This window comes from Halalkalibacter sp. APA_J-10(15) (assembly GCF_023017105.1).
In the GTDB taxonomy this organism is placed as follows: domain Bacteria; phylum Bacillota; class Bacilli; order Bacillales; family Bacillaceae_D; genus Halalkalibacter.
In genome coordinates this window covers 80,547-100,396 of record NZ_JALKEV010000020.1, presented here as the reverse complement: position 1 = coordinate 100,396, position 19,850 = coordinate 80,547, and the positions used below count along the sequence as shown (strand labels likewise).

At 38.6% G+C, this 19,850-nt stretch carries 20 protein-coding genes and 2 tRNA genes; 19 read left to right on the top strand and 3 right to left on the bottom strand.

The features are described 5' to 3' along the window. Positions 1-236: 236 nt before the first annotated feature. The gene (locus tag MW695_RS19815; RefSeq protein ID WP_247107223.1) at positions 237-617 is read right to left on the bottom strand and encodes a YslB family protein; all 381 of its coding nucleotides are present in this window, start codon (positions 615-617) and stop codon (positions 237-239) included. A 120-nt stretch (positions 618-737) separates the two neighbouring features. Here MW695_RS19815 and MW695_RS19810 point away from each other — a divergent pair, with 120 nt between their 5' ends. The 4 genes from MW695_RS19810 (at position 738) to sdhB (ending at position 5,546) form a co-directional block, all read left to right on the top strand. After that, complete coding sequence (locus MW695_RS19810; RefSeq protein ID WP_247107222.1) at positions 738-2,087, top strand: TrkH family potassium uptake protein; 1,350 nt, start codon at positions 738-740, stop codon at positions 2,085-2,087. Between the two features lie 292 nt (positions 2,088-2,379). Then, positions 2,380-3,009, top strand: a complete 630-nt coding sequence (locus MW695_RS19805; RefSeq protein WP_247107221.1) for a succinate dehydrogenase cytochrome b558 subunit — start codon at positions 2,380-2,382, stop codon at positions 3,007-3,009. 21 nt (positions 3,010-3,030) lie between these two features. Continuing rightward, the gene (gene sdhA, locus MW695_RS19800) at positions 3,031-4,800 is read left to right on the top strand and encodes a succinate dehydrogenase flavoprotein subunit (RefSeq protein ID WP_247107220.1); all 1,770 of its coding nucleotides are present in this window, start codon (positions 3,031-3,033) and stop codon (positions 4,798-4,800) included. Then, positions 4,797-5,546, top strand: a complete 750-nt coding sequence (gene sdhB, locus MW695_RS19795; protein WP_035342581.1) for a succinate dehydrogenase iron-sulfur subunit — start codon at positions 4,797-4,799, stop codon at positions 5,544-5,546. Before sdhA ends, sdhB begins: the two co-directional genes overlap by 4 nt. A gap of 144 nt (positions 5,547-5,690) precedes the next feature. On the opposite strand, the gene MW695_RS19790 is transcribed toward sdhB, so the two are convergent. Next, positions 5,691-5,915 carry a helix-turn-helix domain-containing protein gene (locus MW695_RS19790; protein ID WP_035342583.1) on the bottom strand — a complete coding sequence of 75 codons (225 nt, stop codon included), beginning with the start codon at positions 5,913-5,915 and terminating at the stop codon, positions 5,691-5,693. A gap of 470 nt (positions 5,916-6,385) precedes the next feature. Here MW695_RS19790 and MW695_RS19785 point away from each other — a divergent pair, with 470 nt between their 5' ends. The 12 genes from MW695_RS19785 (at position 6,386) to MW695_RS19730 (ending at position 15,065) form a co-directional block, all read left to right on the top strand. Further along, on the top strand, positions 6,386-6,649 hold the full coding sequence (locus MW695_RS19785; RefSeq protein ID WP_035342585.1) for a phosphocarrier protein HPr: 264 nt from the start codon (positions 6,386-6,388) through the stop codon (positions 6,647-6,649). A gap of 3 nt (positions 6,650-6,652) precedes the next feature. Continuing rightward, positions 6,653-8,377, top strand: coding sequence for a phosphoenolpyruvate--protein phosphotransferase (ptsP, locus tag MW695_RS19780; RefSeq protein WP_247107219.1), 1,725 nt, complete (start codon positions 6,653-6,655; stop codon positions 8,375-8,377). A 275-nt stretch (positions 8,378-8,652) separates the two neighbouring features. After that, positions 8,653-9,123, top strand: coding sequence for a MarR family winged helix-turn-helix transcriptional regulator (locus MW695_RS19775; protein WP_247107218.1), 471 nt, complete (start codon positions 8,653-8,655; stop codon positions 9,121-9,123). A 22-nt stretch (positions 9,124-9,145) separates the two neighbouring features. After that, positions 9,146-9,949 (top strand): glutamate racemase, encoded by an 804-nt coding sequence (gene racE, locus MW695_RS19770; protein ID WP_247107217.1) that lies wholly within the window; start codon positions 9,146-9,148, stop codon positions 9,947-9,949. Positions 9,950-10,198: 249 nt separating this feature from the next. Next, positions 10,199-10,732, top strand: coding sequence for a hypothetical protein (locus MW695_RS19765; protein WP_247107216.1), 534 nt, complete (start codon positions 10,199-10,201; stop codon positions 10,730-10,732). Positions 10,733-10,795: 63 nt separating this feature from the next. After that, positions 10,796-11,362 (top strand): PadR family transcriptional regulator, encoded by a 567-nt coding sequence (locus tag MW695_RS19760; protein ID WP_247107215.1) that lies wholly within the window; start codon positions 10,796-10,798, stop codon positions 11,360-11,362. Between the two features lie 136 nt (positions 11,363-11,498). Beyond that, on the top strand, positions 11,499-12,578 hold the full coding sequence (locus MW695_RS19755) for a GerMN domain-containing protein (RefSeq protein ID WP_247107214.1): 1,080 nt from the start codon (positions 11,499-11,501) through the stop codon (positions 12,576-12,578). 144 nt (positions 12,579-12,722) lie between these two features. Further along, positions 12,723-13,460: a ribonuclease PH gene (gene rph, locus MW695_RS19750; protein WP_247107213.1), complete on the top strand. Its 738-nt coding sequence runs from the start codon at positions 12,723-12,725 to the stop codon at positions 13,458-13,460. A gap of 12 nt (positions 13,461-13,472) precedes the next feature. Further along, positions 13,473-14,075 carry an XTP/dITP diphosphatase gene (locus MW695_RS19745; protein WP_247107212.1) on the top strand — a complete coding sequence of 201 codons (603 nt, stop codon included), beginning with the start codon at positions 13,473-13,475 and terminating at the stop codon, positions 14,073-14,075. 8 nt (positions 14,076-14,083) lie between these two features. Next, positions 14,084-14,593, top strand: coding sequence for a metallophosphoesterase family protein (locus MW695_RS19740; protein WP_247107211.1), 510 nt, complete (start codon positions 14,084-14,086; stop codon positions 14,591-14,593). 320 nt (positions 14,594-14,913) lie between these two features. Beyond that, positions 14,914-14,984, top strand: a tRNA-Gly gene (locus MW695_RS19735). Between the two features lie 4 nt (positions 14,985-14,988). Further along, positions 14,989-15,065 (top strand) — tRNA-Arg (locus tag MW695_RS19730). Positions 15,066-15,238: 173 nt separating this feature from the next. On the opposite strand, the gene MW695_RS19725 is transcribed toward MW695_RS19730, so the two are convergent. Beyond that, on the bottom strand, positions 15,239-15,439 hold the full coding sequence (locus MW695_RS19725) for a helix-turn-helix domain-containing protein (protein WP_247107210.1): 201 nt from the start codon (positions 15,437-15,439) through the stop codon (positions 15,239-15,241). Between the two features lie 451 nt (positions 15,440-15,890). Here MW695_RS19725 and MW695_RS19720 point away from each other — a divergent pair, with 451 nt between their 5' ends. From MW695_RS19720 to MW695_RS19710, 3 genes are read left to right on the top strand one after another with little or no spacing between them, the layout of a single operon-like run. Further along, the gene (locus tag MW695_RS19720) at positions 15,891-17,498 is read left to right on the top strand and encodes a spore germination protein (RefSeq protein ID WP_247107209.1); all 1,608 of its coding nucleotides are present in this window, start codon (positions 15,891-15,893) and stop codon (positions 17,496-17,498) included. Then, positions 17,485-18,588 (top strand): GerAB/ArcD/ProY family transporter, encoded by a 1,104-nt coding sequence (locus MW695_RS19715; RefSeq protein WP_247107208.1) that lies wholly within the window; start codon positions 17,485-17,487, stop codon positions 18,586-18,588. Before MW695_RS19720 ends, MW695_RS19715 begins: the two co-directional genes overlap by 14 nt. Further along, the gene (locus MW695_RS19710) at positions 18,563-19,795 is read left to right on the top strand and encodes a Ger(x)C family spore germination protein (protein WP_247107207.1); all 1,233 of its coding nucleotides are present in this window, start codon (positions 18,563-18,565) and stop codon (positions 19,793-19,795) included. Before MW695_RS19715 ends, MW695_RS19710 begins: the two co-directional genes overlap by 26 nt. Positions 19,796-19,850 lie beyond the last annotated feature (55 nt).

Below are 19,850 nucleotides of genomic sequence, written 5' to 3'. Positions count from 1 at the left end.
CCTGAAAAAACTGGCGACATGGCACTGGAGGAACACCAAACCGACAGTGCCATCGCCGGAAAACCATACGAAAAATACAAAAACGGCTTTGAGAGTCATATCTCAAAGCCGTTTTGTCTACGGTCTGCAACTAAGAAGCTTAAGAGCTTCTTAGTTGTTCTTTTTTGATGATTACGTTTCCCATGTGGTACTAGTAGAAAGAGATATTTCCTTTCTTATCTAACTAGTATTCATTCTTATAGTCGGTCAATTTGCACATCGAACGTTACTGTTGACCGGTGCACATTTGAAGTGACACCAATCCCACGGTTTTTCCATGACTCGAATTGCTGCGCTAAAAAACCTGATTCAAGCTGATAGCAACGTTGATCTTCTTTGCCCATCCATTCTCCAGATAAAAGGTATATGTAATGATTTCTTTTTTCTTTTTCTAATGTGAGGTTTCCCCAATTAGCTTTCAAAAAGAATTCAGGAAGTTCTTCTAAGCTCGATAACGGATACTTTCGTGCTAATGATTTGCCGACCCAATATAAAATGTGATCGTGTTCCCTTCCTAACACATCCTTTAGCACGTCGTTGCGAATCAAACTGTATCCGAATTCATTTATATTATTCATCTAATAAGCACCTCTCTCCTTTTTTATTATATGTTGTAATGAAATTTTTCTCTAGCATTTCTAGCACGCTTTTTTCTAAAGTGGTATACTTATTCGCGTATATTGACGGAGGGAAAAACTATGAAGTCAGGTTTAAATCAATTCTTGTCACCGTTTCGTGTCATTCTTATATCCTATGTGGCTGCAATGATTTTATTTAGTATTTTATTGTATTTGCCTATTTCCCATTTACCTGGAGTAGAGCTTTCGTATTCAGAGGCTTTGTTCACTTCTGTCAGTGCTGTTAGTGTAACTGGGTTAACGGTTATTAATGTATCTGAAACGTTTAATTATGTTGGTATTATTTTTCTCGCATTAGCCATTCAACTTGGTGGAATTGGAATTATGACCATGGGGACCTTTGTTTGGATGCTTTTCGGACGAAAGATTAACTTCTCCCAACGAATGCTGATCATGGTTGATCAAAATCAAAATCGCTTCTCTGGATTGGTTAGCTTAATGCGAGGGATTTTAGTCGTTGCTTTACTCATTGAATTAGTCGGAGCGCTCATACTTGGGACTTATTTTCTGCGGTATTTCGATACGACAGCTGAAGCTTATTATCAAGGTGCGTTCGCCAGTTTAAGTGCATTTACGAATGCTGGTTTTGACGTTACAGGTCAATCACTAATCCCATTCGCTAATGATTATTACGTACAGCTAGTTGTCATACTGCTCATATTTGCTGGTGCAATTGGCTTTCCAGTCTTAATGGAATTACGTGAATACTTATCAAATAAAAACCCTAATTTTAAATTTAGTTTATTTACTAAAATAACGACGGCCACTTATTTTGCTGTTTTTGTAATTGGTGTAATAGGGATTTGGGCATTAGAAAGTGGTCATTACTATGTCGGACTCCAATGGCATGAACAGCTATTTAATGCGGTATTTAATTCAGCTACAGCACGGAGTGGTGGTTTAGCAACAATGGACGTGTCTGAATTGCATATGGCGACTCTTCTATTTATTTCATTTTTAATGATTATTGGAGCTAGTCCCTCTAGTGTAGGTGGAGGAATTCGGACCACAACAATTGCGGTTATGTTTTTGACGATCCGAAGCTTTGCGCAAGGGAAAGGCGATGTGAAAGTATTTGGACGACAAATTCACCCTGAGGACAAACAAAAGGCTTTTATCGTGCTATCTGTGTTTCTTGTGATGCTGTTTGCTGCAGTCACGTTAATCGTCGCGTTTGAAGGGACAGAGAAATTGTCTTTAATGGCAATTATATTTGAGACGGCATCTGCGTTTGGAACGTGTGGCTTATCTATGGGGATTACAGCAGATTTATCCTTTGCAAGCCAAGGAGTGCTAATGGTGCTCATGTTTATTGGTCGTGTAGGTTTAATTGCCTTTCTATTCTCTATTCGAAGAAAAGAACAAAAGAGCTATTATAAATACCCTACTGAAAGAATTATCATTGGATAAGAAAGAATCCGTCTTAAACTCATCGCTAATGAATAAGGTCACCGAAAAAGTTAAAAACCAAACTTTTTCGGTGACCTTTCTTTGTTTTTATCGTTTACGAATGTCGCTATTCGCACGAACTGAAATTGTCGAAAAGTTGTATCCGTTTTCTTGACCAATGACGGGGATAAGAGTACAATTAACCTGTCAGTTTTCTCGGATTAGATTCATAATATGTATGATTTATAGGAGAGTAAATCAGAGAAAACAAAACATAATACGACATGGATAGGAATCTTTGGGGGGATCAAGTATGTCAGGTAATCGAGAGTATTTTAATCGTAAGCTTCATTCGTTGCTTGGAGTTATTCCGATCGGTATCTTTTTAATTCAGCACTTTGTTGTTAATCATTTTGCAACTCGAGGTGCTAGTGCGTTTAACCAAGCCGCACATTTTATGGAGAATTTGCCTTTTCGCTATTTTCTTGAAATCTTTGTTATTTTCGTACCATTACTTTATCATGCTATTTACGGTGTTTATATTGCATTTCAAGCGAAGAATAACACCTCACATTATGGCTTTTTCCGAAATTGGATGTTCCGAATTCAACGATGGTCTGGTGTGTTTTTACTTATTTGGATTACATGGCATGTTTGGGAAACAAGAATTCAAGCAGCACTTGGAGCAGAAGTTAATTTTGATATGATGGCAAACATTTTTAGCAATCCGTTTATGATTGCGTTTTATATAGTGGGGGTACTTGCTGCGACCTTCCATTTTGCAAACGGACTTTGGTCTTTTGCTGTATCATGGGGGATCACAGTTACTCCACGTTCACAGAAAATTGCCACTTATGTAACGATGGGGATTTTCTTCGCATTAACATTTGTTGGTATTCGCGCAATTCTTGCGTTCGTTAATCCAGATTTAGCAAACATTTAAGAGATAAGGAGTGGGTCAATCATGAGTCAAGGGAGAATCATCGTTGTTGGTGGTGGACTAGCAGGTTTAATGGCCACAATCAAAGCGGCAGAAAAGGGAGTGCCAGTTGATCTTTTTTCGCTCGTACCCGTAAAACGTTCACACTCGGTCTGTGCACAGGGTGGAATTAATGGAGCCGTTAATACAAAAGGTGAAGGGGATTCACCATATGAACATTTTGATGATACAGTTTATGGAGGGGACTTCTTAGCGAACCAGCCTCCTGTTAAAGCGATGACAGAAGCAGCACCAGGAATTATTCATCTAATGGATCGAATGGGTGTTATGTTTAATCGTACACCAGAAGGGCTATTAGATTTTAGACGTTTTGGTGGGACGCAGCACCATCGTACGGCATTTGCAGGTGCAACAACAGGTCAACAGCTATTATATGCTTTGGATGAGCAGGTACGAAGATTTGAAGTAAGTGGACTTGTAACGAAGTATGAAGGTTGGGAGTTTCTTTCGGCGGTAATTGATGATGACCAAGTTTGCCGTGGGGTTACGGCACAAGACTTGCGAACTTCTGAAATTCGTAGTTTTGTAGCAGATGCGGTCATTATGGCAACAGGTGGACCGGGAATTATTTTCGGTAAATCAACGAATTCGGTTATTAACACGGGTTATGCTGCTGCTAAGCTATATGAGCAAGGGGTTTATTACGCGAATGGAGAATTTATTCAAATTCACCCAACGGCGATCCCTGGTGATGATAAACTTCGACTAATGAGTGAGTCTGCTCGTGGTGAAGGTGGACGAGTTTGGACGTATAAGGATGGTAAGCCATGGTATTTCTTAGAAGAGAAGTACCCTGCTTATGGAAACCTCGTGCCACGTGATATTGCAACTCGTGAAATTTTCGATGTTTGTGTCAATCAGAAGTTAGGTATTAATGGTGAGAACATGGTATATCTAGACCTTTCTCATAAAGATCCGAAAGAGTTAGATATTAAATTGGGTGGAATTATTGAAATCTATGAAAAATTCATGGGTGATGACCCACGTAAAGTGCCGATGAAAATTTTCCCTGCTGTTCACTATTCTATGGGCGGCATGTGGATTGACTATGATCAAATGACAAATATTCCTGGACTATTTGCTGCTGGTGAGTGTGATTACTCTCAACATGGTGCTAACCGATTAGGGGCGAATTCGTTATTGTCTGCTATTTACGGAGGAATGGTTGCTGGACCGAAAGCTGTTGAATATATGAACGGCTTAGAAAAATCCGCAGATTCTATGCCATCATCGCTATTTGAAGATGAGGTGAAGAAAGAGCAACAAACCTTCGATGACATTATGAGTATGGATGGAACAGAAAATGCCTACATGCTTCATAAAGAATTAGGTGAATGGATGACAGATAATGTAACAGTTGTTCGTTACAACGATAAACTGCTACAAACCGATGAGAAAATTCAAGAGTTATTAGAGCGATATCAGAATATAAATATTAATGATACAGCGAAATGGAGTAACCAAGGTGCATCCTTTACTCGTCAATTACAAGGAATGCTTAATCTTGGACGGGTGATTACATTAGGAGCTTATAATCGTAATGAAAGTCGTGGTGCTCATTACAAGCCTGACTTCCCAGAGCGTAATGATGAAGAATTTTTAAAGACGACGAAGGCTAAATTTAATCCTAAGACGAAAAATCCTGAATTCACATATGAAGAAGTGGACACATCATTAATCGAACCACGTAAACGTGACTACTCTCAAAAGAAGCAAGGAGCTGTTAAATCATGAGTGAAAAAACAATCCATTTTAAAGTAACGAGACAAGATGACCCAAACAGCACTCCTTATGTAGAGGAATTTGAAGTGCCTTATCGTCCGAATATGAATGTTATTTCGGCGCTTATGGAGTTCCGTCGTAATCCTGTTAATACGAAGGGTGAACAGACTACACCGATTACTTGGGATATGAACTGCTTAGAGGAAGTTTGTGGAGCATGTTCAATGGTTATTAACGGAAAACCGCGCCAATCCTGTACAGCGCTTGTTGATCAATTAACACAGCCAATCCATTTAGAGCCAATGAAAACTTTCCCGGTTGTTCGAGATTTAATGGTCGACCGTAGTAGAATGTTTGATTCTTTGAAAAAAGTAAAGGCATGGATTCCAATTGACGGTACGTATGACCTTGGACCAGGACCACGTATGGCTGAGTCTAAACGCCAGTGGGCTTATGAGCTTTCAAAATGTATGACATGTGGTGTCTGTTTAGAAGCTTGTCCTAATGTCAATAGTAAGTCTGATTTCATCGGACCAGCTCCGCTATCCCAAGTTCGACTGTTTAATGCTCATCCAACAGGTGAGATGAATAAAGAGGAACGACTAGAAACAATTATGGGGGACGGTGGACTAGCAAACTGCGGTAACTCACAAAACTGTGTTCAATCATGCCCAAAAGGAATTCCTTTAACAACATCGATTGCTGCATTAAACCGTTCAACGACGCTCCAATCATTTAAGAATTTCTTTGGAGCATAAATTGCTATAAGGGCGTCTCAATAGGCTATAAAATAGCCTTTTGGGACACCCTTTTTTGATTTGATATGAAGAAAAAACAGACACCCCTCATATTAGAGAGAGTATCTGTTAAGACTAAAACAGAATGAGAAAGGTGAATCGTGCTTATATTTCAAGTTCCCCTAGTCGAATGAGTTCAATAACAGCTTGAGAGCGCCCCTTGACTCCTAGCTTCTGCATTGTATTTGATATGTGGTTTCTTACTGTTTTCTCACTTATAAAGAGTTGCTGTGCGATTTCCCTTGTTGTCTTGTCTTGGACAAGCAGCTCGAATACTTCGCGTTCTCTTTTTGTAAGCAAGGGTTTAGGTCCGAATTCTGCTCCTTTCAATGAGTTCACTCCTTCTTGCTCGGGCTGAGAGCATGTGGGTGTAGTCCCACGGTATGAAGGGTTTTAGTCTCGATAGTATATGTCATCATTAAATATGACGTGTGCGTAAATGTGTATTTGTAGCCTAATTTCAACTGATTTTAAGCGAAACAGTTGAAATTTATTTTTTTATTATGCTATACTACTTTTAACATTCGCTTTTAATAGTAGTGCAAAAAGGTTATATACCTACATAGATGGTTACACTTTATTTACGTGTTACTGATGAGATCAGGCATGAGTAAGAGACAGTGTATGAGCAAATAACGGGATAAGTGTATCCCTCTTTATGCATCATATTCTTACTTGTGCCTATTTTTTAGGATCAAAACTAAAGTGGGCCTTTCATCATGAAATGAGAGAGAACTTTAAACAATTTGCACATACTGTTAAGGAAAATGACAAAAATGAAAAAGAGAGGTTGATTAACGATGGCAGAAAAGTCTTTTAAAATCACAGCAGAAACAGGAATTCACGCAAGACCAGCAACACAATTAGTAAATAAGGCAGGTCAATTCTCATCTGATCTTACATTAGAATATAAAGGGAAATCTGTAAATTTAAAATCCATTATGGGTGTAATGTCTCTTGGAGTTGGTCAAGGAGCAGAGGTAACCATTAAAGCTGAAGGTTCAGATGAAGCTGAAGCACTACAAGCGATTGAAGAAGTGATCAAGGAAGGGTTAGGAGAATAACAAATGCATGCAAAACTAACTGGCATCGCAGCATCTTCGGGTGTTGCGATTGCTAAGGCATTTATACACCAAGAACCAGATTTATCAGTTGAGCTGCGTCAAATTGAGAACGTAGAAGAGGAATTACAACGTTTTGATGATGCGTTGAAACAAGCTATTGCTGAATTAACGGTTATAAAGGATAAGACAGAGAGAGATCTTGGTCCTGATAAAGCTGAGATCTTTGCTGCACATATTCTTGTATTGAGTGACCCAGAGCTTGTTGACGCGGTGAAAGAGAAGATTCAGACAGACAAGCAAAATGCTGAATATGCGATGGATGAAGTATCATCGATGTTCGTTACAATGTTTGAAGGTATGGATAATGAATATATGAAAGAACGTGCTGCTGATATCCGTGATGTATCAAAGCGCGTATTAGGAATTTTATTAAACGTTCAAGTTCAATCACTTGCAACGATTGCTGAAGAAACCATTATTATTGCAGAAGATTTAACTCCTTCAGACACAGCGCAGCTTAACCCTGAATTTGTTAAAGGGTTTGCGACGAATATCGGTGGTCGTACATCTCATTCAGCCATTATGTCGCGTTCATTAGAGATTCCAGCAGTTGTAGGAGCGAAGTCTATTACGGAACAAGCGACACAAGGGGACGTTGTCATTGTTGATGGGCTTGATGGTCATATTATTGTGAATCCAACCGGTGATGAACTTCGTCAATATGAAAAGAAGCGAGAAGACTTCTTAAAACAAAAAGAGCAATGGGCTAAATTAGTAAATGAGAAAACAACAACGAAGGACGGTCAGCATGTCGAGTTAGCTGCTAATATCGGAACGCCTAAAGATGTTGAAGGCGTATTACGTAATGGTGGTGAAGGTGTTGGCCTATATCGTACGGAATTTTTGTATATGGATCGAACGGAGCTTCCAACAGAAGAAGAACAATTCGAAGCATATAAAGAAGTGGTTGAAAAGATGGAAGGTAAGCCTGTTGTCATTCGAACGTTAGATATTGGTGGTGACAAAGAGCTTTCTTATTTAGATTTGCCAAAGGAAATGAACCCTTTCCTTGGTTTCCGTGCTATTCGACTCTGTTTGGAAGAAAAAGACATATTCCGTACTCAGCTTCGTGCCCTATTGCGGGCAAGTGTATTTGGGAATTTGAAGATTATGTTCCCAATGATTGCTACACTTGAAGAATTACGCGCAGCTAAAGCGATGCTCGCTGAAGAAAAAGACAAGCTTATTGCTGAGAATATACAAGTTTCAGAAGAGATTGAAGTGGGTATGATGGTGGAAATTCCGTCAACAGCTGTCGCTGCTGAGCTATTTGCGAAAGAGGTCGACTTCTTTAGCATTGGTACGAATGATCTTATTCAATATACGATGGCAGCTGACCGCATGAACGAACGTGTTTCCTATTTGTATCAACCATACCACCCTGCTATTCTTCGTTTAGTAAAAATGGTCATTGACGCAGCTCACAAACATGGAAAATGGGCTGGAATGTGTGGCGAAATGGCTGGTGATGAAGTGGCGATTCCATTATTATTAGGCTTAGGGCTAGATGAATTTAGTATGAGCGCAACGTCTATTTTACCAGCAAGAAGTCAACTCCGAACGTTGTCAAAAGCAGACTTGCAATCATTTGCTAATGATATGCTCTATTTAGATACAGCAGATGAGGTTGAACAAAAGGTAAATGAATTATTAGAAACTGCTAAATAACAAGTTATTAAGAAAGGGACAAAAGTGAAAAGCTTTTGTCCCTTTCTTTAGAAAAAAGATAAGAATGTATAAAATTCTTAGTGTAGAATTAAAGAGCTTTAATAGAATAGAATTCGTGGGGAGAAGATAGTCCTAGTCTCATATTCATCTAATGTTTCAATATGTTCAAAAATGATTCAAACTATAGTTGAAAAATCTATTGAAAATAAGATGAAAAAAGGCGAAAATGAAAGGTAGGCTGTAAAAAGTATGTAATCCTTTGTTATCCATGTCTAATGGAGGCTTCGTCATTTATTAAGGAGGTGCGTAAGGTGGACGATCATCAAATTGAGGACATTGAACGCTCATTACGTAGAGTTTCTGAAATTGTTAAACAAAAAGGTCGCGAAATCTTAACGCAATTTCCTATTACCCCACCGCAATTCATCGCACTGCAATGGTTAAATGAATATGGCGATATGACGATAGGTGAGTTATCGCAAAAAATCTATTTAGCTTGTAGTACGACAACTGATTTGATTGACCGAATGGAAAAAAACCAACTTGTTGAACGAGTAAAAGACACACAGGATCGGCGAGTTGTTCGAATACACCTTTTAGAACGAGGTCGCGTTATTATTAAGGAAGTAATCAAAAAAAGGCAAGATTATTTAGAGGCTGTACTGTCTCAATTTACACAAGATGAAGTCGATTTCTTAGAGAAAAGCTTAGATGTCCTACACGAAAAAATGAAAGAATCACGATAATATAGAAATTGAGGGAAGATCGTTGGAAAGACCGATTGGAGTTATAGATTCTGGATTAGGTGGCTTAACTGTTGCGAAAGAACTCATGCGACAATTGCCAAAGGAAGAGATTGTCTACATAGGTGATTCAGCGAGGTGTCCGTACGGACCGCGAACGACAGATGAAGTTCGAGCATTCACATGGGAGATGATCAACCGGCTTGAAGCTGAAAAAATGAAAATGCTTGTTATTGCTTGTAATACAGCAGCTGCCGTTGTACTAGAAGAAGTGAAGCAAAAGCTGTCGATTCCAGTAATTGGTGTTGTTCATCCTGGAGCGATTAGTGCGTTAAAGGTAACGAAAAATGATCACGTAGCTGTTTTGGGTACAGAAGGCACGATAAAGAGTAGGGCTTATGAAATGGCGCTCCATTCCATTAAAAGTACGATTACGATCGATAGCCTAGCATGTCCGAGGTTTGTCCCTTTAGTGGAAAGAGGGGTATTTTCTGGCGAAGAAGCACAACGAACGGTAGATGAGACATTACGAGAATTAAAAGGCCGCGACTTTGATACGTTAATTTTAGGGTGTACTCATTATCCTTTATTACGGGAAGTGATTAGTCAATCAATTGGTGAACGTGTGCACATTATTTCATCTGGGGATGAAACAGCGCGGGAGGTTAGTAGTTTACTTTATCATAAAAATTTGCTCTATACGTCTGAACGCCTTCCTGTCCATCATTTTTTTACTACAGGGAATGCTGAACGTTTTAAAGTATTAGCAGATCAATGGTTAGAGGTGAGTATAGAACGTGTGGAGTCGATTACTCTTGGCTCAAAATAATATGTAAAAAAAGCCGCTGTAGAAGGATCATTTTATCCTTCATGCAGTGGCTTTTTTTCATCAAGGAGAGTGTAAATAGATTCGCGAGTAATGTCGTTTTTGTACGTTACATGGTGACCTGGAAGAAGAATGTTAACAACTGTTATCGTCGTGTTTTTTAGAAGATTTTATTGTGGGATTTTAAAATAGTTGATATAATTCACTTGATGAATAGTCCATAAATAGATTATAAAAAGGAGACGATCAATCGTGAGAGTATTACCTGATTTAGAAAATACGGTGTTTATCCAGCATGCTATTTGTGTTCCTGTTAACATTGATCAAGTATTTGAATTTTTCATTAGTAATCATTTATCAACGTATTATCGGGAGATTTCAAAGGATCATGAATACCTTACATTAAGGGAAGGAAATCGGTTAGAGGTAGGTTCGATTTTGGATTGTTTGGAATCGGTGAGTAACCAAACCGCAGTTCATGAATATGTTGTCTCAGAAATTATTCACAATGAGAGAATTCGTTACCATTCAACACCATCTCATATTAAAATTAAACTACCTTGGAAGGAGATTGATAGTAAAAGCAATACGCATTGCTTCTTTGATTTTGATAAAGTAGCTTCGAATAAAACGAAAATTCGATTAACGATCGGTGTGCAGTTTTATAGTAAATTCGAGAAATTATTTTCCACATTGTCAGGTGGTCTTTCTCCATGGAAAAAACACTGTATGGAGGAGCAGGAAGGCTTGAAGAAGCTCATTGCTAAGAAATTGATTACGTACTAGTATTGATTCGTGAGTAATGATCGTCTTCAAGACGTGGCGAAAAAGGAAGGATGAGATGAACGGATGTCTTTAAAGTTCGCGATGCTAGGTTTTATTGATATGAAGCCTATGACAGGTTATGATTTGAAAAAAATGTTTGAGACAAGTGTGAATTTTTATTGGAGTGCAACGCATAGTCAAATTTATCGAACGCTTGATGAAATGAAAAAAGACGAATGGATTATGGAAGAGTTTATTTATCAGAAAGACCTTCCTAATAAAAAGGTCTTTCATGCAACTGAAAGGGGGAAAGAGGCACTTTATAACTGGATTATGGAGCCGAGTGAAATTCCTCCGATTAGACATAAACTCTTAGTGCAGCTTTCATGGGCGGATCGGTTACCGACGGAAGAAATTATTAAACAGCTCAATCAGTATGGTGAAAAGCTTGAAGAGAGATTGGCTTTATATGATAGTGATGAGCAACAAAAAATGCCTAATTGGAGTAGGACGGCAAAAGAAAAATTTTTGTGGGAGTCCATATTAAAGAATGGAATATCCACGTACCAAGCAGAACTGAACTGGATACGTTCGACGATTAAAGGCTTAAAAAATTTTGTGAATAAGGATATCCCTATAGATAAAAAGTGAAATAGAGTCATATATGCTCCCTTCTTGTCACATGTATCGACGCATACGACGGTTATAAGATTTTTCTTATAAATTTGGTCTAAAGTACGAACTAGCTCGTATACATGTAGTACAAACTATCTTAGGAGGGAAAACAATGCGAAAAGGATTCTTTTTAGGGATATGTAGCATCTTACTTATATTAATAATGACGGCGTGCTCATTTGGAGCAGACGATGTTGTCGATGAAATGGATACACCACCGACTGAATATAGTGACCTTGATCAGGAGGGAAAAGAAGAATTGGATCCTGATATGGGAGAAGGAGATGAAGAATCAGGAGATGAGAACGCAAATGAAAACGAAGCGACTGAACAAGTTCAGCGAAAGCTCTATTTAATTGACACAAATGGGATGGTTGTACCTCAAACGATGGATTTACCGAAGACAGAAAGTGTCTTAAGGCAGTCGTTGGAATATTTAGTTGATGGTGGTCCCATCACTGAAATGTTGCCAAATGGCTTTAGTGCGGTCATTCCAGCGGGAACAGAGGTTGATGTACATTTAACAGAAGGAGTAGCCGTTGCTGACTTCTCAAATGAATTTAAAGAGTATAATCCTGATATGGAGCAGCAAATACTTCAAGCTATTACGTGGACGTTAACAGAATTTGATAATGTCGATAAAGTGCAAATTAAGGTGAATGGCTACTTACAAGAGACAATGCCTGTCAGCAGTACACCGATTGGTGATGGCGTTAGTCGGGATAATGGAATTAATATGGAGTCAGGTGGTCTAGCAGACATGGTGAATAGTAAAGGGGTAACCCTTTACTTCCTCGCTCAAAATGGGGACAACACCTATTATGTACCAGTGACAAGAAGGGTGAATGTGGAGGAGGACTCAATTGAAGCAGCTGTTTCACAATTGATAAAAGGCCCTTCCATTGAAACATCTTTACTTACTGATTTTCGTCAAGGTGTTAAACTAATAGAGGAACCTCAATATCAAAACGGTGTGGTCACATTAAATTTTAATGAAGGAATCTTAAGTCAGCTACAATCAACGGCTATATCAGCTACGGTTCTCGATATGCTTGCTCTTACGTTAACAGAGCAAGAAGGTATTGAGAAAGTCGCAATTGAGGTAGAGGGAGATGCTGAGGTTCTAAATGAATCCGGTCAATGGATTGAAGAGGTTGTAAGACCTGAGGAATATAATATTGGGGCTTATTAATTAGTTGAGATATTGGACGAGGTATGAAAACTGCTTTATAATAAAAAAAGGAAATAATGGATACAGTGAAGGTGATTCGATTGAATCACCTCTTTGCCATTATGTCATACTAGGTGAGAGTTTGAATTTATAGGAGGTTCGGCTGTGAGAAATGATGGTAGACAAATAAATGAGCTGAGAAAGGTTGTCATTGAGACAAATTACATCAAGCATCCAGAGGGATCGGTATTAATTTCAATGGGCGATACGAAGGTTATTTGTTCAGCAAGCATTGAAGACCGTGTTCCACCCTTTTTACGTGGACAAGGGAAGGGCTGGGTGACAGCTGAATATTCCATGCTACCGAGAGCAACAGAACAGCGAACGATTCGTGAATCTTCAAAGGGTAAGGTATCTGGAAGAACGATGGAAATTCAACGGTTAATTGGAAGGGCGTTACGATCCGTTATCGACTTAAGCAAATTAGGGGAACGAACGGTTTGGATTGATTGTGATGTTATACAAGCTGATGGTGGAACGAGAACGGCATCGATTACAGGCGCATTCGTTGCACTGTCACTGGCAATGGAAAAGGCATTTACAGTAAAAAAAATAAAGGAATGGCCGATTACTGATTTTTTAGCTGCGATATCAGTTGGGATTGATGAAAAGCATGGGGAAATCCTCGACCTGAATTATAAGGAGGACTCAACGGCAAAAGTCGATATGAACGTTGTTATGACCGGCTCTAATGAATTTGTTGAATTGCAAGGAACGGGTGAAGAAGCAACGTATTCAAAGGATCAATTACATAAAATGCTTGAGCTTTCAGAAGATGGAATCACTGAATTAGTGCTACTTCAAGAGGAAGCATTAGGGACGATAGCAGAACGTTTTAAATAAAGGAGATTCTAGATGAAACAAGAAGTGATCATTGCGACATTAAATGAGGGAAAAGTATATGAGTTTAAACAGCTTTTTTCAGTAGATAAATGGATTGTGCGCTCATTAAAGGACTTTCCGAAAATGACAGATATTAAGGAGGATGGTCAAACATTTGCGGAAAATGCTACAATTAAAGCTGAAACGTTAAGCAAGGAATTAGGTAGAATGGTGATTGCTGATGATTCTGGGCTCATCATTGATGCTCTCGACGGCCGTCCCGGAATTTATTCTGCTCGTTATGCAGGAGAGGAAAAAGATGATGAGGCGAACATGAGAAAGGTTCTTCAGGAATTAAAGGATGTTCCAAGCGAAGATCGTGCTGCTCGCTTCTTTTGCTCGATAGCCGTGGCGAGACCTAATGAGCAGACATTAGTATATGAAGGAGCTTGTGAAGGCTATATTGCACGGGAAAAGTCGGGAACGAATGGGTTTGGATATGACCCTATTTTTTATGTGCCTAATTTACAACGGACAATGGCCGAGTTGACACCACAAGAAAAGAACGAACGAAGTCATCGAGCAAAAGCTATCGCTCAATTATTTGCTCATGAAAATGAATGGAATAAAGAGTAGGTGTAAAGATGAAAGCATTGATTTTAAGTGATAGCCACGGATGGACAAATGAAGTCAAAGAGATTCTTGATCGACATCGCACAGAGGTTGATATCATTTTCCATTGTGGTGACTCAGAGCTAGAGTTAGAGCACCCTGCACTTGCAGGAGCTAAAGTGGTGAAAGGAAACTGTGACTTTGGAGCAGACTTTCCAGATGACATACAAGAAGAGGTGGAGGGTATCTTCTTTTATGTGACACACGGTCATTTGTACAATGTTAAAATGACCACCGACCCTCTTTCTTATCGTGCAGAAGAGGTAGGGGCCAATGTAGCCTGTTTTGGTCACACTCATATCGCTACGTCGTTTGAACAAAATGGGGTCATTTATATTAACCCAGGTAGTATTAAGCTACCGCTTGGGAGACGAACGAGAACATATGCGATTTTCGAATCTGCTAATGATGAAAGCAAAGTCACCTTCCATCATCAGGATAATGGTGAGGTCGTAGAAGAGTTAACAGCTGTTTATAAATGAGGCCACAGAAAAGTACAGATCAACTTTAAATAAATAAGAGTGGAGAGAGCTATAAGAGAAGGTCTTCTCTATATAGCTTCTCTATCATAATAAACACGAAAAATCATACAAATATGGTTGACTTTTTAGCGATCTGTCTGTATATTTATAGATGTCGCTGAAAAAATGAAGTGATATGCGGATGTAGTTTAGTGGTAAAACCTCAGCCGCGAGCAATTCATCATTGGCAAAGCGACGAGTTGTCTCGACACAGCTACCTTCGTAGCGTTACGAGCAAAGGAAGAGACATGAAAAAACATCGAAAAACTAAAAATGAATGTGCGGGTGTAGTTTAGTGGTAAAACCTCAGCCTTCCAAGCTGATGTCGTGGGTTCGATTCCCATCACCCGCTTTTTGTCCCAGTAGCTCAGCAGGATAGAGCAACGGCCTTCTAAGCCGTCGGTCGGGAGTTCGAATCTCTCCTGGGACGCCATTAACTTAAAATAAGTCAGAATAGACTTTTTAGGAACACTGTTAAAACGTTGATATATATGCGTTTAGCGGTGTTTTTTGTTTTTTGAGGTTTGAATGGATTGGATGCTGACTCAAGATGGCCAACATGTTTCCGAAAAACATTCAAAAGGTCTGTGAGAAACAAAATAGCCCTCACGCTTGTGGGGGCTTTACTTTATCTTTGTGTTGATCATAAAATTCAACTAGTTTTAATGCCGTATCTAATGTAAGCCTTCCAATTTTAATGTTCCCTTTTCTTAACCTAGAAATGGTACTTTGCTGAATACCGGTCTCTTTACTTATAATGTAGGATTTAATATCAGAATCCATTAACTTCCTTATTTTTTCTTTCATGTTAAGACCTTCTTTTCCTTTAAATTTATTATGTTATCTTCGCAGAAAATTTTTCCTTGAAAGGATGTGTTACTTACTATATCGGCAAAATTTTATATAAATTAAGAGCATTTTATTTTCAGAATATCTATTTATGTTCATTATTCTATTAAGTGTATTTTTGTCCCTATCTAACTCTACAATTTATGGAAGGGTGTCTCAAAGATCAATTTCTGATCTTTTGAGACACCCTCTTTTATTTTTGCAGCTAAAGATGCGTGATTTATTAGTGTTGCTTGATACAATAAAAACGTTATTGATTATATCCTTTTTATGTAATTATTTTAAAATAATGGTTCGATATTGAAAGATTTTTTAGAACACGCATAATTTAACTAAACTATAGCAAAATACGACTGGATTCTTTATATAGATTAAAAATGATTGATTATGTTATGAGGGGTTTTTAAATATGTTTAGAAGAAAGAGGCAGTGGAAAACCGTCAACTATTCATCAATTAATGGCAAAGGAGATAAACCTAAAAGACCCGTCCACCCTACCTTATCGAAAAACATCAAAGACATTCAGTCTGTGATAGGGGACGATCATGATTATAACGAGCGTGAGATTAGGATAGTAGGTAATCGGAAGGTCGTTGTTCTTTATTTTGGAAGCTTAGTTAATAAGGATAGCATTAATGAAACTATTTTAAAGCCAATGATTTATATTCGTTCACAATCAATGGATGTTGAATTGAAAGATAAGGAATTAAAGAGATTTTTATTTGAAGAAGTGATCTATCATACAGAAGGACAAATCGTTACTCATATTGACGACATATTACACGGTGTATTAAGAGGGAAGTGCGCGGTAATTGTTGATGGACTTAGCGAAGCGATCTTATTTGAGACGAAGGAAGTTGATAAAAGGGGGATTGAACAACCTCAAGGTGAACAGGTCATTCGCGGTCCGAGGGATGGCTTCATCGAACACCTACAAACAAATATTTCTTTGTTGAGGAATCGTCTTCCAATTGAAGAATTTCGAGTGAAGCCTCTAGAAATTGGCGAGGTGACTAAATCAACTGTTGTTCTTTGTTATATTGATCACATTGCTAACGAGAAGTTAGTGGAGGAAGTTGAGAAACGACTTCAACATATTCATATTGATCGGGTATTGGATACTGGCTATATTGAGCAATTGATTGAAGATAATCCAAGATCCCCTTTCCCTCAAATTCAATACACCGAACGGCCTGACAAAGCTGTCGGGAATTTAGTGGAAGGTCGAGTCGTCATCATGATTGAAGGGACTCCTCTTACGCTTATATGTCCAGCTACGTTCAATCAATTCTTTCAAACATCGGAAGATTATAATGAACGTGCGTTGATGTCGAGCCTTGTGAGAATGATTCGCTTGCTAGCTTTAGGATCTTCCCTTTTGTTCCCTTCGTTATATGTTGCTGTTTTATCCTTTCATCCAGAATTAATTCCCGCTGAATTTGCAGTCGCTGTAACGAGTGGTAGGGGTGGCGTTCCTTTCCCTGTCGTAGTTGAAGTATTAATAATGGAAGTAGCGATGGAAATCCTTCGTGAAGCGACAGTAAGAATGCCTCAACAAGTTGGGGGAGCCATATCGATTGTCGGTGTGCTCGTTATCGGACAAGCAGCTGTTGAAGCAGGCTTTGTTTCACCTGTAACGGTCGTAATCATTGCATTATCCACAATTGGTTCCTTTGCTACGCCAGCCTATAATGTCGCGATTGCTTTTCGGATGCTTAGGTTTCCTATTTTATTTCTTTCAGGAATGTTTGGTTTATTTGGATTAGTGGTTGCCCTGCTGCTAATTTTCAATCATATGCTTAGTTTACGTTCATTCGGAGTTCCTTACTTAAGTCCTTTTTCTCCTGTCGATTGGCAGAGCTTACGTGACTCCTTCATTCGCTTTCCATTAAGATGGCTAAGTAAAAGGCCAGAAGAATTACATTCTTATAACACAATAAGGGTTGATCCTAAGGTGAAACGAAAACCAAAAGAACCTCTGTTACCGAAGGAGGATGATCGTAATGGAAAATCGTGAACTAACGGTTTTACAGTTAATTGTTATTTTAGTTAGTACGAATATCGGAGTGGGAATGTTAGCTTTCCCTCGTTTTGTAGCACTTAAAGCTGAAACAGCTTCGATTTCAGCAACAGTATTTGGCTCTATGATCGCTCTCATTGGAATTATGTCGATTGCTTATTTAGGGGAAGTTTACGATAACAAAACCTTTGTAGGCTATAGTAGAGAAATTCTTGGTGAAAAGCTAGGTGCTTTCTTCGTTATAATAATAATTTTGTTTTTTATTATTATAACTGGATTGGAATTACGTCAGTTTGGTGAGGTGATCATTGGATCATTACTTGCTAAAACACCGATCTATGTTCCGATGATGATGATTGCTTTCATCTGTATGCTAGCTAGCTTGCATTCAGTGAATGTATTTGCTTATATTCATTTATTTTATATTGCTTTTACAGTTGCACCGATTATCTTTATTTTGCTTGTAGCAACAACAGAGATTGATTGGATATACATCCAACCGCTTCTGGGGAATGAAACGACATGGGATGGGTTTATGACAGGAGGATTCGTAGTCACGAAGGTATTGCTAAATTTCTTTGTGATCTCAATGGTTATTCCGTTCATGAGGCAACCGAATAAGGCGGTATTGGCCAGTTTTGTTGGTTGGATCATTGTAACCATTCTTTATACATTGGCGATGTTCTTCACATTAGCTGTGTTTGGTAGTACAGAATTGGAGAATTTGATGTGGCCGATTCTAGTATTAGGAAGGCTTGTTCGAATCCCAGCAGAAGTTTTTCAACGATTAGATGCTTTGTTACTCGTCGCATGGATGTTTGCTGTTTTTACAACTTTATATTCAACATTTTATTTTTCGGTACGCGCTTCTACAGAGCTTTTTCTTGGCTTTAGACAACGAATCGTCGCAGCACTCCTTTTTGGGATTATATTAGCCATTTCCTTACTGCCAAAAGATGTCTATGAAATGTATGAGGTTATTAAGGTTGTTTCAAGTATTGGTTTGTTTTTAATTATTGGTTATCCTTTGTTTCTTCTATTCATTCGAAAGGTGAAGGGAAGTGATCCTATTAATGAAAGCTCTTAAAGTGATTTTGATTTTAATGTGCTTATTATTGTTATTATCAGGCTGTTGGGATCGTTTTGAAATAGAAGATCGAGCAAATATATTAGGGATTGCGATTGATTTGGTTGAAGATTTAGAAAAAGAAGAGTTTGAAGGCTTATTAAACCCCAAAGCGACACATTTGGAGGAGTTTCCATCAGATAAGGATATGATACGAGTGACGACGCAAATTGCGCTACCTGGTGGAATTCCATTAGGTCCTATTGCTAATGGTCAACTGAATTCGGAGGATACGGTTTGGGTCGTAGAGGTACTAGGTAAGACAATAGCTGATGCGATGCATAATTTGCAGCAAAAGTTATCACAGAAACTGTATTTAGGTCATTTGCAATTAGTCATCATGTCAGAAGAAATCGCACGAAAAGGGTTAGGGGAAATTAATGACTATCTTCATCGCAATCATGAGGTGAGAAGAACAGCTTGGCTACTAGTGAATGGAGAGGATGCAGGAGCAACGCTGAAGGCGGCACCTCCAGTATCTCAGATCCCATCATTATTTCTATCACAAACATTGGATAATGCTGTTCGATTAGGAAAGCTTCCGAAGCAATATATTGGGCATTTTTGGATTGCGAGCTCAAGAAAAGGGAGAGAGGGTTTCTTACCATATATTAAAGTTGTCGAAGGTGAGAACATTTTACTTGAAGGTGTTGCATATTTTAAAGGCGATAGAATGGTCGGTAGAACGCTACCAATTGAAATTGGTATTTTCATGGCGATGAGAGGAGAGAATCCCTCAGGGTATAGTTTTGCGATCCCATTACCAGAACAATATAATGAAACGGGAATCGTTCGAGTCGAAAAAAGAAAATCTAATATAACAGTTGTAAATTCTGGTGGAAAATTAAAAGCACAATTAGACGTAAATATTTTTGGAGTACTTGAAGAGAAAACAGATACGGATCGGCAGATGAATGCTAGCGATATACGCAAGCTCGAAGAAGAGTTTTCAAAAGAAGGAAAATTGGTGATGACCAAATTGCTAGAAAAATTACAGGAAGATGGATCAGACATTATAGGTGTCGGTGAAGTTGTCAGAGGTCATCATTCGAAATACTGGGATAATTGTATTAAAACGAAAGAAAATTGGCAACAGATGTTTTCGGAGATGGATATTGATGTGTCGTTGTCGACTCGGATCGAGAGGGCAGGAAAACGAGCTATTTAGATCGTAATAAAGCTACATGTATCTTCAATATAAAGAGATCCATGTAGCTTTTACG

Bases quoted from the DNA above. Each gene is read 5' to 3' on its own strand.
- MW695_RS19720 (WP_247107209.1), top strand. From the start codon at position 15,891: ATGTTTAGAAGAAAGAGGCAGTGGAAAACCGTCAACTATTCATCAATT.
- MW695_RS19745 (WP_247107212.1), top strand. From the start codon at position 13,473: ATGAAACAAGAAGTGATCATTGCGACATTAAATGAGGGAAAAGTATAT.
- sdhB (WP_035342581.1), top strand. From the start codon at position 4,797: ATGAGTGAAAAAACAATCCATTTTAAAGTAACGAGACAAGATGACCCA.
- MW695_RS19810 (WP_247107222.1), top strand. From the start codon at position 738: ATGAAGTCAGGTTTAAATCAATTCTTGTCACCGTTTCGTGTCATTCTT.
- MW695_RS19715 (WP_247107208.1), top strand. From the start codon at position 17,485: ATGGAAAATCGTGAACTAACGGTTTTACAGTTAATTGTTATTTTAGTT.
- MW695_RS19805 (WP_247107221.1), top strand. From the start codon at position 2,380: ATGTCAGGTAATCGAGAGTATTTTAATCGTAAGCTTCATTCGTTGCTT.
- sdhA (WP_247107220.1), top strand. From the start codon at position 3,031: ATGAGTCAAGGGAGAATCATCGTTGTTGGTGGTGGACTAGCAGGTTTA.
- MW695_RS19755 (WP_247107214.1), top strand. From the start codon at position 11,499: ATGCGAAAAGGATTCTTTTTAGGGATATGTAGCATCTTACTTATATTA.
- MW695_RS19760 (WP_247107215.1), top strand. From the start codon at position 10,796: ATGTCTTTAAAGTTCGCGATGCTAGGTTTTATTGATATGAAGCCTATG.
- ptsP (WP_247107219.1), top strand. From the start codon at position 6,653: ATGCATGCAAAACTAACTGGCATCGCAGCATCTTCGGGTGTTGCGATT.
- MW695_RS19725 (WP_247107210.1), bottom strand. From the start codon at position 15,439: ATGAAAGAAAAAATAAGGAAGTTAATGGATTCTGATATTAAATCCTAC.
- MW695_RS19785 (WP_035342585.1), top strand. From the start codon at position 6,386: ATGGCAGAAAAGTCTTTTAAAATCACAGCAGAAACAGGAATTCACGCA.
- MW695_RS19815 (WP_247107223.1), bottom strand. From the start codon at position 617: ATGAATAATATAAATGAATTCGGATACAGTTTGATTCGCAACGACGTG.
- MW695_RS19740 (WP_247107211.1), top strand. From the start codon at position 14,084: ATGAAAGCATTGATTTTAAGTGATAGCCACGGATGGACAAATGAAGTC.
- MW695_RS19775 (WP_247107218.1), top strand. From the start codon at position 8,653: ATGGAGGCTTCGTCATTTATTAAGGAGGTGCGTAAGGTGGACGATCAT.